This is a genomic window from Ensifer sp. ENS03, assembly GCF_014852035.1.
Taxonomy (GTDB): Bacteria; Pseudomonadota; Alphaproteobacteria; order Rhizobiales; family Rhizobiaceae; genus Ensifer; species Ensifer adhaerens.
On the sequence record NZ_JACVAV010000001.1, the window covers coordinates 463679 to 477922 of the forward strand.

16 protein-coding genes, 1 tRNA gene and 1 riboswitch are annotated in these 14244 nt (G+C 63.1%); of the genes, 7 read left to right on the forward strand and 10 right to left on the reverse strand.

What is annotated here, in order from left to right:
* Nucleotides 1-60: 60 nt before the first annotated feature.
* Entirely contained in the window at nt 61-453 is a 393-nt protein-coding gene (gene apaG / locus IB263_RS02320) for a Co2+/Mg2+ efflux protein ApaG (RefSeq protein WP_034797159.1), read from the reverse strand.
* Here apaG and IB263_RS02325 point away from each other — a divergent pair.
* Nucleotides 452-625 carry a hypothetical protein gene (locus IB263_RS02325; protein ID WP_162741141.1) on the forward strand — a complete coding sequence of 58 codons (174 nt, stop codon included), beginning with the start codon at nt 452-454 and terminating at the stop codon, nt 623-625. The two genes, apaG and IB263_RS02325, sit on opposite strands and share 2 nt — an antisense overlap.
* 56 nt (nt 626-681) lie before the next feature.
* On the opposite strand, the gene IB263_RS02330 is transcribed toward IB263_RS02325, so the two are convergent.
* Nucleotides 682-1866, reverse strand: a complete 1185-nt coding sequence (locus IB263_RS02330; protein ID WP_034797156.1) for an O-succinylhomoserine sulfhydrylase — start codon at nt 1864-1866, stop codon at nt 682-684.
* Between the two features lie 44 nt (nt 1867-1910).
* A riboswitch (SAM riboswitch) is annotated at nt 1911-1989 on the reverse strand.
* Nucleotides 1990-2063: 74 nt separating this feature from the next.
* Between IB263_RS02330 and IB263_RS02335 the strand changes: the two genes are divergently transcribed.
* The 3 genes from IB263_RS02335 (at nt 2064) to IB263_RS02345 (ending at nt 4295) form a co-directional block, all read left to right on the forward strand.
* Entirely contained in the window at nt 2064-3161 is a 1098-nt protein-coding gene (locus tag IB263_RS02335; RefSeq protein WP_090295027.1) for a 2'-deoxycytidine 5'-triphosphate deaminase, read from the forward strand.
* A gap of 81 nt (nt 3162-3242) precedes the next feature.
* Nucleotides 3243-3317 (forward strand) — tRNA-Gly (locus tag IB263_RS02340).
* A gap of 144 nt (nt 3318-3461) precedes the next feature.
* On the forward strand, nt 3462-4295 hold the full coding sequence (locus IB263_RS02345) for a transporter substrate-binding domain-containing protein (RefSeq protein WP_090295025.1): 834 nt from the start codon (nt 3462-3464) through the stop codon (nt 4293-4295).
* 34 nt (nt 4296-4329) lie between these two features.
* Here IB263_RS02345 and IB263_RS02350 read toward each other — a convergent pair whose 3' ends face one another.
* The 3 genes from IB263_RS02350 to IB263_RS02360 all read right to left on the reverse strand — a co-directional run bounded on the left by IB263_RS02350 (nt 4330) and on the right by IB263_RS02360 (nt 6347).
* Nucleotides 4330-4740, reverse strand: coding sequence for a tellurite resistance TerB family protein (locus tag IB263_RS02350; RefSeq protein ID WP_034797150.1), 411 nt, complete (start codon nt 4738-4740; stop codon nt 4330-4332).
* 127 nt (nt 4741-4867) lie between these two features.
* Nucleotides 4868-5680 (reverse strand): thermonuclease family protein, encoded by an 813-nt coding sequence (locus tag IB263_RS02355; protein ID WP_060607139.1) that lies wholly within the window; start codon nt 5678-5680, stop codon nt 4868-4870.
* A gap of 13 nt (nt 5681-5693) precedes the next feature.
* Nucleotides 5694-6347 (reverse strand): helix-turn-helix transcriptional regulator, encoded by a 654-nt coding sequence (locus IB263_RS02360; RefSeq protein WP_060581859.1) that lies wholly within the window; start codon nt 6345-6347, stop codon nt 5694-5696.
* Between the two features lie 187 nt (nt 6348-6534).
* On the opposite strand from IB263_RS02360, the gene IB263_RS02365 reads away from it, so the two are divergent.
* Nucleotides 6535-7617 carry a calcium:proton antiporter gene (locus tag IB263_RS02365; protein WP_371814034.1) on the forward strand — a complete coding sequence of 361 codons (1083 nt, stop codon included), beginning with the start codon at nt 6535-6537 and terminating at the stop codon, nt 7615-7617.
* Between the two features lie 19 nt (nt 7618-7636).
* On the opposite strand, the gene IB263_RS02370 is transcribed toward IB263_RS02365, so the two are convergent.
* Complete coding sequence (locus tag IB263_RS02370; RefSeq protein ID WP_192437495.1) at nt 7637-8146, reverse strand: helix-turn-helix domain-containing protein; 510 nt, start codon at nt 8144-8146, stop codon at nt 7637-7639.
* A 133-nt stretch (nt 8147-8279) separates the two neighbouring features.
* Here IB263_RS02370 and IB263_RS02375 point away from each other — a divergent pair, with 133 nt between their 5' ends.
* Nucleotides 8280-8744: an SRPBCC family protein gene (locus IB263_RS02375; protein WP_090295021.1), complete on the forward strand. Its 465-nt coding sequence runs from the start codon at nt 8280-8282 to the stop codon at nt 8742-8744.
* 68 nt (nt 8745-8812) lie between these two features.
* Here IB263_RS02375 and IB263_RS02380 read toward each other — a convergent pair whose 3' ends face one another.
* Nucleotides 8813-9394 (reverse strand): LysE family translocator, encoded by a 582-nt coding sequence (locus tag IB263_RS02380; protein ID WP_192437497.1) that lies wholly within the window; start codon nt 9392-9394, stop codon nt 8813-8815.
* Nucleotides 9395-9614: 220 nt separating this feature from the next.
* On the opposite strand from IB263_RS02380, the gene IB263_RS02385 reads away from it, so the two are divergent.
* Nucleotides 9615-10499 carry a DMT family transporter gene (locus IB263_RS02385; protein ID WP_034797139.1) on the forward strand — a complete coding sequence of 295 codons (885 nt, stop codon included), beginning with the start codon at nt 9615-9617 and terminating at the stop codon, nt 10497-10499.
* A 26-nt stretch (nt 10500-10525) separates the two neighbouring features.
* Here the strand turns inward: IB263_RS02385 and IB263_RS02390 are convergent, their stop codons facing one another.
* The 3 genes from IB263_RS02390 to IB263_RS02400 all read right to left on the reverse strand — a co-directional run bounded on the left by IB263_RS02390 (nt 10526) and on the right by IB263_RS02400 (nt 14243).
* On the reverse strand, nt 10526-11359 hold the full coding sequence (locus tag IB263_RS02390) for a methyltransferase domain-containing protein (protein ID WP_090295017.1): 834 nt from the start codon (nt 11357-11359) through the stop codon (nt 10526-10528).
* A 73-nt stretch (nt 11360-11432) separates the two neighbouring features.
* Nucleotides 11433-11861 (reverse strand): GNAT family N-acetyltransferase, encoded by a 429-nt coding sequence (locus IB263_RS02395; RefSeq protein ID WP_192437499.1) that lies wholly within the window; start codon nt 11859-11861, stop codon nt 11433-11435.
* 165 nt (nt 11862-12026) lie between these two features.
* Entirely contained in the window at nt 12027-14243 is a 2217-nt protein-coding gene (locus tag IB263_RS02400) for an FAD-dependent oxidoreductase (protein WP_192437501.1), read from the reverse strand.
* Nucleotide 14244 lies beyond the last annotated feature (1 nt).

Below are 14244 nucleotides of genomic sequence, written 5' to 3' on the forward strand. Positions count from 1 at the left end.
GCCGACTGGCCGCGATTTAGAGCGACGCTAGTCCGAAGGACGCGCTGTTCCGGATTGGCTTCAGTTCAGGGTGCGCACGAGCCCGGGTGAATCGAGCGAGAAGGCGGGGATGGCAACGTTGAAGGTCTCTCCGCCTTCCGATTCCATGCTGTAGTGGCCGAACATGACGCCTGAGGGCGTATCCAGAGGGCATCCGGACGAATACTCATAGGTATCGCCGGGATTGAGCAGCGGCTGCTCGCCGATGACGCCCGGACCGCTGACCTCGTCGACTTGCCCGTTCTCATCGGTAATGTGCCAGTAGCGCGTCATCAACCGCACCGACGCGTCCGAGTGGTTTGAGATGACGATGCGATAGCCCCAGACATAGCGGCCATCATCGGGATCCGACTGCTCTTCGAGATAGTACGGCTCCACCGTAACTTCTATGTCGCGGGTCAAAGCGCGATACATGGGCATCACCTTGCTTCAGGTCTTTCAGGGTATTCTACAGCAAGATGGTTTCGTCAAGAATAACGGCAAGATTGTGCGATCCCATGATGGGACGGATGGCCGTGCTGACGCGATCGAGCGGGTGAAACGTGCCTGGCGCCTTGGCGCCCCGCCGCCGGAAACCATCTCGTGACGGCCGGCAAGGGGCGTCGGCCGCCGTTGATCACGGCGGCCGTGTCTTCGTAAAAATCAGGCCTTCACGGCCTTCAGCGCGCGGGCGAAATCTTCCACCACATCGTCGCTGTCCTCGATGCCGGCCGAGAAGCGCACGGTTCCGGCGGAAATGCCGAGCTCTTCGCGGGCCTCGTCGGTCAGGTTCTTGTGCGTGGTCGTTCCCGGATGGGTGATCAGGCTCTTGCTGTCGCCGAGGTTGTTGGAGATGCGCACGATCTCCAGCGCATTCTGCAGCGCGAAGGCTGCATCCTTGCCGCCCTTCAGTTCGAAGGCGACGAGCGTCGATCCGCCGGTCATCTGCTTGGCGATGATGTCGGCCTGCGGATGATCCTTGCGGCCAGGATAGATGACCTTGGCGACCTGCGGCTGTTCTGCCAGGAAGTCGGCCACGCGGCGGGCCGTTTCCGTCTGCTGACGCACGCGTAGCGGCAGCGTCTCGATACCTTTCAGCAGCGTCCAGGCGTTGAACGGCGACATCGCCGGGCCGGTGTGGCGGAAGTAGTCGTGCAGGTGCTCGTTGATCCATTCCTTGTCGGAAAGCACGACACCGCCGAGGCAACGGCCCTGGCCGTCGATATGCTTGGTGGCGGAATAGACGACGATATGGGCGCCGAGTTCCAGCGGCTTCTGGAAGAGCGGCGTCGCAAAGACGTTATCGACGACGACCTTGGCGCCGATCTGGTTGGCGAGCTTGGCAACGCCGGCAATGTCGATGACTTCGAGCGTCGGGTTGGTCGGGCTTTCGAGGAAGAAGACCTTGGTGTTCTTCTGGATCGCCTTTTCCCAGTTGGCGAGGTCGCGTCCGTCGACCAGCGTGCACTCGATACCGTATTTCGGCGCCAGCGTCTCGACCACCCAGCGGCAGGAGCCGAAGAGGGCGCGGGCGGCGACGATGTGGTCGCCGGCCTTCAGCTGGCAGAGAATGGCGGCGGTGACGGCAGCCATGCCCGATGCCGTGGCGCGCGCATCCTCGGCGCCTTCCAGCATGCACATGCGCTTTTCAAACATGTCGTTGGTCGGGCTACCGTAGCGGGCGTAGATGAAGCCTTCGGTCTCGCCCTTGAAACGAGCTTCCGCAGCTTCCGACGTCTCGTAGACAAAGCCCTGGGTAAGGAAGATCGCCTCGGAGGTCTCTCCGTGCTGGGAACGGGTGGTCCCGCCATGGACCAGTTGCGTTGCGGGGCGCCAGTTTTTGCTCATGTGACGGTCACTTTCAAAAACAAAAAAACCGGCCGCGTGAAGGGCCGGTTTGACACCCGGCCTTTTTAGCTACTTGTTTAACGTGGCTGCAAGCCGACCGGCCAAATCACCACGGGATAAAGCTTCAATACTGCCAGGGTACGCTTGCGTCAATTCCCGGAGTTTGGTTTTGTCTCGCAACTGAAAAGAGGACTGCAATGGGCCGCGACACTGGGATTTTGGCCGATCGCGCGATCGCCGCGCTGTTAGAATCGGGACGCCTCAAAAGCGAGAAGCCGCTGGATGTCGATCAGATCCAGCCGGCAAGCCTCGACCTGCGCCTAGGCTCGAAGGCTTTCCGCGTCCGCGCAAGCTTCATGCCAGGCCCGTCTCACCTCGTTGCCGACAAGCTCGACCGGCTGAAGCTGCACGTCGTCGATCTGACCGATGGCGCGGTGCTGGAAACGGGCTGCGTCTACATCGTGCCGCTGATGGAAAGCCTGGAACTGCCTGAGGGCATGTCGGCCTCGGCCAACCCGAAAAGCTCGACCGGTCGCCTCGACATCTTCACCCGCGTCATCACTGATCGCGCCCAGGAATTCGACAAGATCCCGGCCGGCTACAGCGGTCCGCTCTATCTCGAAATCAGCCCGCGCACCTTCCCGATCGTCGTGCGCCGCGGCTCGCGCCTGTCGCAGATCCGCTTCCGCATGGGCCAGTCTATCCTGTCGGAGCAGGAACTGCAGGCGCTGCACGAGAGCGACGTGCTGGTGGCGAGCGACAAGCCGAACGTCAGCGGCGGCGGCATCGCGCTGTCGATCGATCTGAAGGGCACCGGGCCGGAAGGCCTGATCGGCTATCGCGGCAAGCATCACACCGCCGTCATCGACGTCGACAAGAAAGCGCAGCACGCGATCTTCGATTTCTGGGAGCCACTCTACAGCCGTGGCCGCGACGAACTGATCCTCGATCCGGATGAGTTCTACATTCTCGTCTCGCGCGAGGCGGTGCATGTTCCACCGCTTTATGCGGCCGAGATGACGCCGTTCGATCCGCTGGTCGGCGAGTTTCGCGTGCATTATGCCGGCTTCTTCGATCCGGGTTTCGGCCATGCCTCGGCCGGCGGCACGGGCAGCCGAGCCGTGCTCGAAGTGCGCAGCCACGAGGTGCCGTTCATCCTCGAACACGGCCAGATCGTCGGCCGCCTGATCTACGAACACATGCTGGAACGGCCGGATGGTCTCTATGGCCTCGGCGTCGGCTCCAACTACCAGGCGCAGGGCCTGAAGCTCTCGAAGCATTTCCGCGCCGAGTAGGGGATTTTGCAGCGCCCCTTACGCGATCCCGCGCAAGGGTGCTTGACAGATCGCCCCGGTTCGGGAAGTTTCGCAGGCGCCGCGGGTGTAGTTCAGCGGTAGAACGCCAGCTTCCCAAGCTGGATGTCGTCGGTTCGATCCCGATCACCCGCTCCATTCTTTCTCGTCCCGTTCCTTGTGTAACCGCGTTCTCGTGGCGGCCTATGGTCAGCTGCGCTGCGGCCGGTTACTTTACCGCTCGATGAATCACCGCGGTTCCAAGGGCCGCCCCTGCCACATGAGACGTGCCGGCCGCTGCCCATGAAAGTTCTTTCCTTTTTCGCCCTTTGCGTATCCTTGATCGCGACGCCGCTTGCGGCCGAGGCTAAGGATCTGCCGCTGCTGTTCGACGCGCGCGAACGCATCGCCAAGCCCGACCTCACGGGCCTGGCGCGCCTGCGTTTCCTGACGACGGTGGACTTTCCGCCGTTCAACTTCATCGACCAGTCCGGCAAGCTTTCGGGATTTCATGTCGATCTCGTGCGCGAGATCTGCCGCGAGCTCGACATCGAGGCCAAATGCCAGATCCAGGCCGTGACCTATGCGGAGCTGCTGCCGGCACTGGAAGAGGGGCAGGGCGAGGCGGTGGCCGCCGGTATCGCCGTCGGTCCGGAACTGCGCCAACGCTTCGGCTTTTCCCGCGCCTTCATGCGGCTTCCGGCGCGCTTCGCCGTCAACACCAAGGCGGCGGGCGCAGTCTCGGCGCCGAGCGATCTCAAGGGGAAGCCGGTCGGTGTCGTCGCCGGAACCACGCATGAGGCGATGTTCAAGGCGTTTTTCCCGAAGATCGAGGCTAAGGTCTATCCCGACCGCGAGGCCATGCTGACGGCTCTGCAGAAGGGCGATGTGCCGGCGGTGTTTTCCGACGGCATGCAGCTGTCCTTCTGGATCTCGGGTAGCGCTGCTGGCGGCTGCTGCACGCTTGTCGATGGCGCCTACTTCTCGCAGCGCTTCCTCGGTGAAGGCCTGACAATCATGAACCGCAAGTCCGAGCCTGCCCTGACCCAGGCGATCGATCACGCGCTGCTGGCGCTGTCGCGCAGCGGCCGCTTGGAGGAAATCTACCTGCGCTACTTCCCGAACGGAATCTATTAGGCGCCAGAACTTTTCGGCGTGATCACCGGCCGGCCTATCGGCGGAAGCGGGCGAGCGCGCCGCGCTCGATAGCGGCGCAGGTCAGCTTGTCGAGGCCAAGCCGGTCGCGCAGCAACTGCAGCAGGCGGATTTCTTCGTTGCGGATGCGCTGGTCGGCGGCCGCGATCTCGACGGCGAGCGCATAGGCCGTCTCGTGGAACTTCTCCGGCAGCGCTTCGCGCACGATCTCGAGCATGATGTCGAGCCCCTCGGGCGCCGCCAGCTGCGCCGAGCATTCATGGCCGATATGGACGAGGCTGTCCTCGTCGAAGCCGTCGAACACGGGCAGGAACTGAACCAGCCGGCCGATGCGGGCAAACTCGTCGTCGCTCATCTCGCGGTCGACCGCCGACATCATCACCATGACATAGATGAGAGCTTCGTGGTGGCTGAGGCTTGGTTGCATGGGCTTTCCGGCGGTAGAGCGATTCCAGGGATGGGACGGTTCCTGATCCGGAATTGCGTCGTTTCAAAGAGTTGAGCCGTCTGCCGCTTTCGGCAGCCGGTCGAGAGCTGGGAATTGTCGCGGCTATTTACAAGTCCGGCTGCGAAGCGTCCACTCCGATGCCGAGGGTCGGATCGTCGAATGTCATCGGCGTGTGGCTGAGGTCGCGCGGATCGTCACCGTAAAAACCGAGCTTCGCCTCGCGTGCTGCGTCGGCGCGTTTTTCGAGGGTCGAGCCGGGAACCGGCGTTGCCCAGCCATTGTCGACGAGCCAGGTGGCAAGATCCTGTCCGCCAAGCGTGCAGGAGGCGGTGGCCGAAGGGCCGGAATCTCCTTCGGGCAGATCGCAGCTGACCGCACGTGCGCGCAGGAAGTTTCTGAAGGCGGTTCGCGCGACGATGCCGCAGGGCCAGCTCTTGCCGGCGCTTTCGCAGGTCCGCTCTGCTTGTTCCGGCTCGATGCCGTCGATCTGCAGCGTCAGCTTGTCGAACTGGATCACACCGGCGGCGACCGCGACCGGGCGATAGAGTACGGTCGGCCCGGCGGCCTTCGCTTCCTTCTTCGGTTCCGACAACGGCGCACGCGGTTCCACCCGTTCGAGCGGCGCACTGGTGACCGTATCGGGCAGGCCGAACTGCTGTGGCTCGATGGCGCGTGCCGCATTTTCCGTCGTGGGCGATTGTTCGCTGGTCGTCGCCGCGCCGCCGGGATCGAGCGGGACCTCGTCGTCGGCCTGATCCGGCGTCGCCTCGAAATCTGTCATGTCGGGCGTTTCGAGAACGAGTTCCGGTGTGGCGGCGGTCTCACGGTCGCGGATGGCAACAGCGCCCGCATAGAGGATGCCGGTGAAAAGGGCGATTGCGGCGATGCCGCCGGCAAGGGTGTAGAAATGCTGCCGCATCAGGAAGGACGTCCTATTGGCTGGCCCAGATAATTCGGGCGATCCATTCGATCTGGCTGGTCTCGAAGCTCCGGTTCGGATGCTCGGGATTGAGCGATAGAAGTTCGATCACACGCGGCGTCTGGCGCGTGAGCACCTTTGCCATGACCTCGCCCTCCTGCGTCTTCACCACAACCCGATCGCCACGCCGGATCGGCGCGCCGGGGTCGACGATCAGGATGTCGCCGTCGCGGTAGAGCGGCAGCATGCTGTCTCCCTGGACCCCGAGCGCATAGGTGCCGCTGCGCTTTTCCGCATCCGTCGGAAAGTCGATGACGTCCCAGCCCTGACCGGCGGGAAAGCCGCCATCGTCGAAGTAGCCGCCGGCACCCGCCTGGGCAAAGCCGATCAGCGGGATCGTGGCAGCGGCCACCGGCTCGGAAGGCGCTGGGACCCCCTCCGGCTGCAGTAGGCTGGTGAACTGGTCCATGGTGGCGCCCGTCGCCCCCAGCACCTTGGCGATCGATTCTGTCGAGGGCCAGCGCTCGCGCCCGTCGGCGGAGCGACGTTTGGATTTGTTGAAGGAGGTCGGGTCGAGGCCGGCACGGCGCGCGAGGCCGGACGGCGAGAGCTGGTGGCGCTCGGCCAGGGTGTCGATAGCGTGCCAGATCGTGCCGTGAGACAACATGACGAGAGATCCAGGCCGGGCAGGCGGCCACTTGCTGCTTTGGTTCCCGGCCACACTACCGAAACGCTGCAGGGCGGTAAAGAATCGGGAGGAAAATAGTCCTCTTTCCGTCATTTGATTTGCGGGACGCGGCCCCTATAGTTCCGGTGATGGGCAGGACAGGCTTTCGGTGGAGGGCGTTTTGTTGATGCGCATGAAAGCGGAACGCCTGCTGATCGTCGCCATGCTTGCCGCGGTCGCCGGGCTTGCGCTCGAAGATCGCCTGCTTGAGATGGGGCGCCTCGCAACGCTTCTCGGTGCGGCCGGTCTGGTGGTTGCGATCGTGCTTGCATCGCTGCGGGTGTCGCATCACGCCGAGGTTCTGGCATCCAAGGTCGGCGATCCCTATGGCACGATGATCCTCACGCTCTCGGCGGTGCTCGTCGAAGTCGTCGTTCTGGCGATCATGATGACCAGCGAGACCTCGCCGACGCTGGTGCGCGACACGATCTATGCGGCCGTCATGCTCGACATCAACGGCATCCTGGGCCTCGCAGCCCTTCTCGGAGGTCTGAAGCACGGCGAACAGCCCTATAATGACGATTCCGCCCGCACCTACAGCGTGATGATCCTGACGGCGATGGGGATTTCTATGATCGTGCCGGAATTCGTGCCGGCGGCGAAATGGCATCTCTACTCGGCCTTCACCATCGGCGCGATGATCACGCTCTACGCCCTGTTCCTGCGCATGCAGGTGGGCGTGCACAGCTACTTCTTCAGCTACAGCTATCCGAAGGCGAAGGGCGAGGGGGGCGCGAGAGAGGGCGGCCCCGACCAGCCGGTGTTGCCGTCGATCGTGATCCTGATCCTCGGCATCGTGCTGATCGGTGTGCTGGCGGAAGTGATGTCGTCGCTGCTGACATCGGGCTTGAAAGGGAGCGGTGCACCGCCGGCTGTCACGGCCATCGTCGTCGCGGCGATTTCCGCCTCTCCGGAGATCATGACCGCCATGCGCGCCGCTCTCGCAAATCGCATGCAGGCGGTCGTCAATATCGCGCTCGGCGCTTCGCTTTCGACCGTCATCCTGACGGTGCCGGTGATGGAGGCGATCGCGCTCTATACCGGCCAGCCGTTCCTGATGGCGATGTCGCCGGTGCAGACGGTGATGGTGACGATCACGCTGATCGTTGCCGCGATCAACCTCAATGACGGCCAGACCAACGCCATCGAGGGCATGACGCATTTCGTGCTGTTTGCCACCTTCGTCATGCTCTCGGCGATCGGGCTCTGAACCGGCCGCCGGGCGAGCGTCAGGCCGTCGCCTTTTCCTGCGCCTTCCTGGCGACCACCTCTTCATAGGCGGCCTGGAGCGTGGCGCGCACCCGCGGCGGGCCATCGAGCGGCATCCCCAGATGGTCGTGCCGCAGCTCGTTCATGAAGCGATCCCAGAGCGCAGGGCCGCCGTTCTCCATGAGTTCGGCGCGAATGCTGAGCTCTTCGCTGACCGGCAGGTAGCGCCGTCCCCAGGCACCGAGCTGGGCCATGATCGGCACGAGTGCAATCGTCATTTCCGTCAGGCTGTAGATCGCCTTCTGCTTGTGCGTGGGGTCGTCGCGCTTCGTCAGCATTCCCTGTTCGACCAGCATCTTCAGCCGATCCGCAAGGATATTCGATGAGATACCCTCCTGCGATCGCAGCAGCTCCCGGAAGTGCCGTTTGCCGCCGAAGATCATGTCGCGAATGATCAGCAGGCTCCATTTGTCGCCGAACACTTCGAGCGAAAGATTGATCGGGCAACCCGAGCGCATGTCGTCCTTCATTGGCACCTCTTCAAAACCGCTTGCATTATCGCATCACTGACACTAACGTTCAACTGATCTCAAAATTATAGCAGTTCATAATCGAAACCAGTTGCGTATAGGCCATCAATTTCCAACCCAGAGGAGGCAGGACATGATCGACAGATCCGTGGAACATTCGAGCTTCACCATTGAACGCAACTTCAAGGCGACACCGGTTGAGGTGTTCAGGGCGTTCTCGGAGCCAGCCGCAAAGGAGCGCTGGTTCGTCAACGTCGAAGCCGGGGCGCAGATCACCCACGACTTCCGCGTCGGCGGCCGCGAAAGCGGTCGCTTCAGCGTGGACGACGGGACGACCTATTACGACGATACCGTCTATCTCGATATCGTCGAGAACCGCCGGATCATCTTTGCCTATACGATGACGCAGAACGACAGGCGGATTTCTGCCTCCGTCGCCACGGTCGATATCCAGCCTGCGGGCACCGGAACGCGCCTCGTCTTTACCGAACAGGTGGCCTTCCTCGACGGGCTCGACAAGCTCGAGTACCGCCGCGGAGGCTGGGAAGAGTTGATGGGGGCGTTGGCCAAGGAACTCGGCGAGGCGGTTGCTGCCTGAGGCACAACGTTTGGCCGCGCATAGCGATCGATTCCCGGAGGACACGTGCTGGTCCTCCGGGATTTTTGCTAGTGCATGGCGGCGATCGCGCTGCCGGCGATGCCGACGGAGAAGAGCGTGAGGCAGACGGCGGCGATCCGGCGCGGCAGGTGCGAAGCCGAAAGACCGTTGGACATCTGCACCAGCAGGGCGCCGGCCCCGATCCAGATCGACCCGGCGGCGATGACCAGCAGGGAGAAGCCGGCGATCCAGGGCCAGACGGCTGCCAGTCCTGTCTGCGGCAACAGCACCAGGGCGACGATCAGGGCTTTCGGATTGAGCAGCGTCGTGATGAAGACTTGGCCGACCGAGATGACGACACCTTCGCTGCGCTCGGCATCGGTCGTCCAGAGCGCATAGGCGAGGTAGAGAACCCAGCAGGCGGCAATGAGCCTCAGCGCCAGGCCGAGGTTCGGATGGGCGGCAAGGAACGGTGCGAGCAACGCGACGGCGGGAATGATCACCGCGAGATAGCCGCCGAGCTCGCCGGTCAAAAGCGGCAGCGACCGGCGAAGCCCGGCCGATGCGCCGGAGAGCCAAAGCAGCGTATTCGTCGGACCGGGCGTCGCGAGCAGGACGAGGGCGGCAAGGGCAAAGGCGAGCGGCTGCATGTCGTTGGGACCCGAGTTTCATGGTCGTTATCGCTGCCTTCTAGCAGCGGCGCAAGCGCCGGTTCTTGATCTCCATCAAGCTTGCTGTCCGATCCGTGGTGCAAGCCACCCCAAGAAATCGCCACAGCGCCGCCCCGACATGCCCCTTCCGCGCCCGTCGCGGCCGCGCTATCAGACGGGCTCCGCCGCTTCTCCTCCCGCCGGCGTGATCGAGGCTCCCATGAACAAGACCGTCCTGTCAGGCATCGTCATGACGACGTTTTCCTATTTCCTGTTTTCGCTGCAGGATGCGTCGGTCAAATGGCTGGTCGTCGGCTACTCGGTCTGGCAGATCCTGTTTACCCGCAGCATCACCATTCTCCTGCTCTGCCTTGTGATCGGTCGCGGCAAGCTGGTGCGCAGCGCCATCTCGTCGCCGGTGATCAAACCGCTCTTCGTGCGCAATCTTTTGCTGCTCGCTGCCTGGCTTTCCTATTTCAACGCGGCGCGCGACCTCGGCCTGGCGGAGATGACCACCCTTTACTACGCCGCGCCGATCATCGTGACGCTGCTTGCTGTACCGATCCTGAAGGAGGACGTTCCGCCGATCCGCTGGTTCGCCGTGTTCATCGGTTTCGTCGGCGTGCTCATCGCCTGCGATCCGCTCGGCACCGGCATGAAACTGTCGCTGCCGGTGTTCCTGGCGCTTATCGCCGCCGTCTTCTGGGCGATCGGCACTGTCATGCTGCGCAAGACGGCACTTCAGGAAACGACCCTGGTGCAGATGACGATCTCCAACGTCTTTTTCATCGGCATGACCGGGCTTGCCGTCGGCTTTTTCTGGACACCGCCGGCGCTCTTCGACGTCGCGCTGATGGCCGGAACCGGCGTCATCGCCGGCATCGCCCAGTACGCGCTGTTCGAGGGCATGCGCCGGGCACCGATCTCGGTGATCGCGCCGTTCGAATATACCTCGCTCGTCTGGGCCTTCGGGCTCGGCTTCCTGATCTGGGGCGACGTTCCGGCCATGAACGTCTTTGCCGGCGCCGGGCTGATCTTTGCGGCTGGCCTGCTGATCATCGTCGGCGAACGACTGGCGCATCGGCGCGCCGGTGCCGCCGCTTAGAGATACGGGACGGACGGAAATCGTCGTCATGCTTGGATGACGAGCGCCTCGGGAACACGGCCGGTCAGCCGGAAGAACATGTGTGAGGTCACGAGCACGTTTGGGTCGGCAAGATGCTGGTCGAGTGCTTCCAGATCGGCATCGAGCTCGGCCTGGCCGATGAAGCCTTCGGCGACAAGCCCGCCGCGGACATTGTCGATGAAATCCCGAAGGATCGGCCGGCGGTCGTGACCCGGCGGATAGACATGCTCGACCGCGTCGACGGATATCGCCTCGATACCGGCGTTCCGGAACAGACGATGCAGCCGGCGACCGATATTGAGGTCGATGCCTCTGGCGGCGGAATAGGCGACATAGGCGGCAAGCAGCCGGTCCCAGGCGGCAAGCGGCGGATCGCAGATATGTCCGAGGAAATCGGCCTCGAAGCTCGCGATCCAGCCACCCGGCCGTACCAATGACACCATTTCGAGCACGATCAGCTCTGGCCGCGGCACGTTGACGAGCACCAGCCGCATATGAGCGCCGTCGAAGGAACGGCGCGGCAGGCCTGTCGCATAGGCATCGCCCTCGCGCACATCCACCTGGGGGAGTGCATGGCCGGCAACGAAACGGCGGGCGAGTTCGACAAAATTCGGATCGCGTTCGATGCCGAGCACCGATCCGTTTGGCCCGACGCGTTTGCCAAGTAGGTGCAGAACCCCACCGGGGCCGCAGCCAAGATCGACGACGCGTTCGCCCGGCCGGATTCCGACCCGTTCGAGCTGCTGGTCGGAATCAGGGGCGAGATTGGCGATCTGTCGTTTCAGGCGTTCTTCTTCGGGCCCGGCGCGCCCAAGAAGATAGAGATCAGGCTCGCTCATGGCGTGTCCCCCTCTGACCTCGCGGAGGATGCGCCTGCGCGCGAAGAGCGTCAATCAGAAGATGCTGATAAGCTTAACGCACGCCGGACGTCATGAAACGTCGCTCGGGAGTTTCCTCGTAGATCACAAGACCTTCACGGCGATAGAAGGCAACCGCCGGGTTGGTCGTCAGCACGCTCAGACGCAAGGGCAGGCCGATCGATGCCGCCTCGGCAAGCACCTGCCTCAGAGCGAAAGCGCCATGGCCACGCTTCTGATGTTTGGGCGCGACATAGAGCTTGTTGACCCAGAGATGGTCTTCGCGCCGCGTCACCGAAACGCAGCCGACATCTTCGCGGTCCGACACGACGATACGATGCTCGCCAAGGATCAGCGCATCCGCCGGCCGCGGCCGCCAGCTGCCCCAAAGCGCGATCGCATAGTTGCGCATGCAGGCTTCTTCCAGCCAGCGCAGATAGGGTTCGTCGTCGGGGACGGCGGGGCGGAGGGCGGCTTTGGTCATGGCTTCGTCATGGAGTGTGGTTCAATCCGCGCAGGCCTAGCACCACAACCGTAACAGAGTGATGGCGGCCGGGTGGGCGCTAAGCCGGCAAGGGCCTCGAGCAGGCCGTGCTCAAACGAAAACAGGCCCTCGAGGGGGCCTGCTTCCAATGCTATTCAGCGAACCTTACGCCGCCTGTTTCTTCTCGCCGTAGGGGTCGAAGCGGCCGTAGAAGGTCTCGCCGCGTTCGGCCATTTCCTTGAGGAGTGCCGTCGGCTTGAAGTGGTTGCCATAATCCTTGGCGAGCGTCTCGCACATCTCGACGAAGGCCTTCACGCCCATGCCGTCGATGTAGGAGAGCGTGCCGCCGGTGTAGGGAGCAAAGCCGAAACCGAGGATCGAGCCGACGTCTGCTTCGCGCGGATCGGTGACGATGCCTTCTTCCATGGTACGGGCCGCTTCGAGCGCGATCGTCGCGAGAAGCCGCTGCTTCAGCACCTCGACATCGATCTTGTCTGCGTCCTTCTGCGGATAGAGGGTTTTCAGCTCCGGCCACAGATACTTCTTGGCGGGCTTGGCCGGATACTCGTAGAAGCCCTTGCCGTTCTTGCGACCGCGACGGTCGAGATCGTCGACCATCTTGTTGATCAGCGCCAGGTGCTTGGGATCGACAGCCTTTTCGCCGAGGTCGGCGACGGTGGCCTTGAGGATCTTCTGGCTGAGGTCAATCGCCACTTCGTCGTTGAGCGATAGCGGGCCGACCGGCATGCCGGCCATCTTGGCGGCATTCTCGATCATCGCCGGCGGCACGCCTTCGATCAGCATGTCATAGGCTTCGTGGATGTAGCGGAAGACGCAACGGTTGACGTAGAAGCCGCGGGTGTCGTTGACGACGATCGGCGTCTTCTTGATCGCCGCGACATAGTCGAGTGCCACGGCGAGCGCCCTGTCGCCGCTCTCCTTGCCGAGGATCACTTCCGTCAGCATCATCTTCTCGACCGGTGAGAAGAAGTGGACGCCGATGAACTGGCCCGGGCGCTTGGAGTTCTTGGCAAGACCGGTGATTGGCAGCGTCGAGGTGTTGGAGGCAAAGATCGCGTCTTCGGCAATCACCGCTTCCACCTTCTCGATCACGTCCTTCTTGACTTGGCGATCCTCGAACACCGCTTCGACGACGAGGCCTGCGGTCTTCAGATCATTGTAATCGGCCGAAGGGGTGATACGGGCAAGCAGTGCCTCGCCCTCTTCCTTGGTCAGGCGGCCCTTGCCGATCGAATCCTTGACCAGGCCTTCCGAATGCGCCTTGCCCTTTTCGGCCGCTTCCATGTCGCGGTCGATCAGCGTCACCGCAATGCCAGCAGCAGCCGTCACATAGGCGATCGAGGCGCCCATGAAGCCGGCGCCGACAACGCCGACATGCTTGAATTCGGACTTCGGCACGCCGGCCGGACGGCGGGCGCCCTTGCCGAGTTCCTGCATCGAGACGAACAGCGAGCGGATCATCGAGAAGGCTTCGGTCGTCTGAAGGATCTCGGTGAAGTAGCGCTGCTCGATCTTGAGCGCCGTGTCGAACGGTACCTGCAGGCCTTCATAAACGCACTTCAGGATCGCGACGGCGCCCGGATAGTTGCCGTAGGTCTCGCGGCGCAGGATGCCGGAAGCGGCCGGCCAGAGCTGGGCCGAAGCCGGCGTCCAGATGCCGCCGCCCGGAACCTTGTAGCCCTTTTCGTCCCACGGCTGGACCGGCTTCAGGCCGTTCTTGATCATCGCCTTGGCCGCGTCGACCAGCTTGTCGGCATCGACGACTTCATGCACCAGGCCAAGCGCCTTGGCGCGGGCTGCCGTCAGCGACGAGCCTGTCGTCATCATCTGCAGCGCGTCCTGCGCATTGGTCAGGCGCGGCACGCGCTGGGTGCCGCCGGCGCCCGGGAAGATGCCGACCTTGACTTCCGGCAGCGCGATCTTGACCGATTTGGAATTCGACGCGACACGGCCGTGGCAGGCGAGCGAAAGCTCGAAGGCGCCGCCCATGCAGGTGCCGTTGATCGCCGATACCCATGGCTTGCCCGAGGTTTCGAGCTTGCGGAAGAGCCCGGTCATGCGGCCAACGAGGTCGAAGAGCTTCTGGGTGGCGTTATCCGGATCCTTCTTCTTTTCTTCCTGCTGGAAGGTGAACATCGACTTGATCATCGAAAGGTCGGCGCCGCCGGAGAAGCTCGACTTGCCGGACGTAAAGACGACGCCCTTGACGGCGGCATCGGCCGTGGTCTGGTCGACGATGGCGTTGAGCTCTTCCATCACCTCCTGAGTGAAGACGTTCATCGACTTCTCAGGCATGTCCCAGGTGACGAGCGCGATGCCGTCAGCGTCGGTCTCGATCTTGAAATTGGTGTAATTCGTCATG

What these genes read in the sequence shown, in the direction of transcription:
- IB263_RS02325 (WP_162741141.1), top strand. Translation starts at nt 452, where the DNA reads ATGGGCATCACCTTGCTTCAGGTCTTTCAGGGTATTCTACAGCAAGAT.
- apaG (WP_034797159.1), bottom strand. Translation starts at nt 453, where the DNA reads ATGTATCGCGCTTTGACCCGCGACATAGAAGTTACGGTGGAGCCGTAC.
- IB263_RS02330 (WP_034797156.1), bottom strand. Translation starts at nt 1,866, where the DNA reads ATGAGCAAAAACTGGCGCCCCGCAACGCAACTGGTCCATGGCGGGACC.
- IB263_RS02335 (WP_090295027.1), top strand. Translation starts at nt 2,064, where the DNA reads ATGGGCCGCGACACTGGGATTTTGGCCGATCGCGCGATCGCCGCGCTG.
- IB263_RS02345 (WP_090295025.1), top strand. Translation starts at nt 3,462, where the DNA reads ATGAAAGTTCTTTCCTTTTTCGCCCTTTGCGTATCCTTGATCGCGACG.
- IB263_RS02350 (WP_034797150.1), bottom strand. Translation starts at nt 4,740, where the DNA reads ATGCAACCAAGCCTCAGCCACCACGAAGCTCTCATCTATGTCATGGTG.
- IB263_RS02355 (WP_060607139.1), bottom strand. Translation starts at nt 5,680, where the DNA reads ATGCGGCAGCATTTCTACACCCTTGCCGGCGGCATCGCCGCAATCGCC.
- IB263_RS02360 (WP_060581859.1), bottom strand. Translation starts at nt 6,347, where the DNA reads ATGTTGTCTCACGGCACGATCTGGCACGCTATCGACACCCTGGCCGAG.
- IB263_RS02365 (WP_371814034.1), top strand. Translation starts at nt 6,535, where the DNA reads ATGCGCATGAAAGCGGAACGCCTGCTGATCGTCGCCATGCTTGCCGCG.
- IB263_RS02370 (WP_192437495.1), bottom strand. Translation starts at nt 8,146, where the DNA reads ATGAAGGACGACATGCGCTCGGGTTGCCCGATCAATCTTTCGCTCGAA.
- IB263_RS02375 (WP_090295021.1), top strand. Translation starts at nt 8,280, where the DNA reads ATGATCGACAGATCCGTGGAACATTCGAGCTTCACCATTGAACGCAAC.
- IB263_RS02380 (WP_192437497.1), bottom strand. Translation starts at nt 9,394, where the DNA reads ATGCAGCCGCTCGCCTTTGCCCTTGCCGCCCTCGTCCTGCTCGCGACG.
- IB263_RS02385 (WP_034797139.1), top strand. Translation starts at nt 9,615, where the DNA reads ATGAACAAGACCGTCCTGTCAGGCATCGTCATGACGACGTTTTCCTAT.
- IB263_RS02390 (WP_090295017.1), bottom strand. Translation starts at nt 11,359, where the DNA reads ATGAGCGAGCCTGATCTCTATCTTCTTGGGCGCGCCGGGCCCGAAGAA.
- IB263_RS02395 (WP_192437499.1), bottom strand. Translation starts at nt 11,861, where the DNA reads ATGACCAAAGCCGCCCTCCGCCCCGCCGTCCCCGACGACGAACCCTAT.
- IB263_RS02400 (WP_192437501.1), bottom strand. Translation starts at nt 14,243, where the DNA reads ATGACGAATTACACCAATTTCAAGATCGAGACCGACGCTGACGGCATC.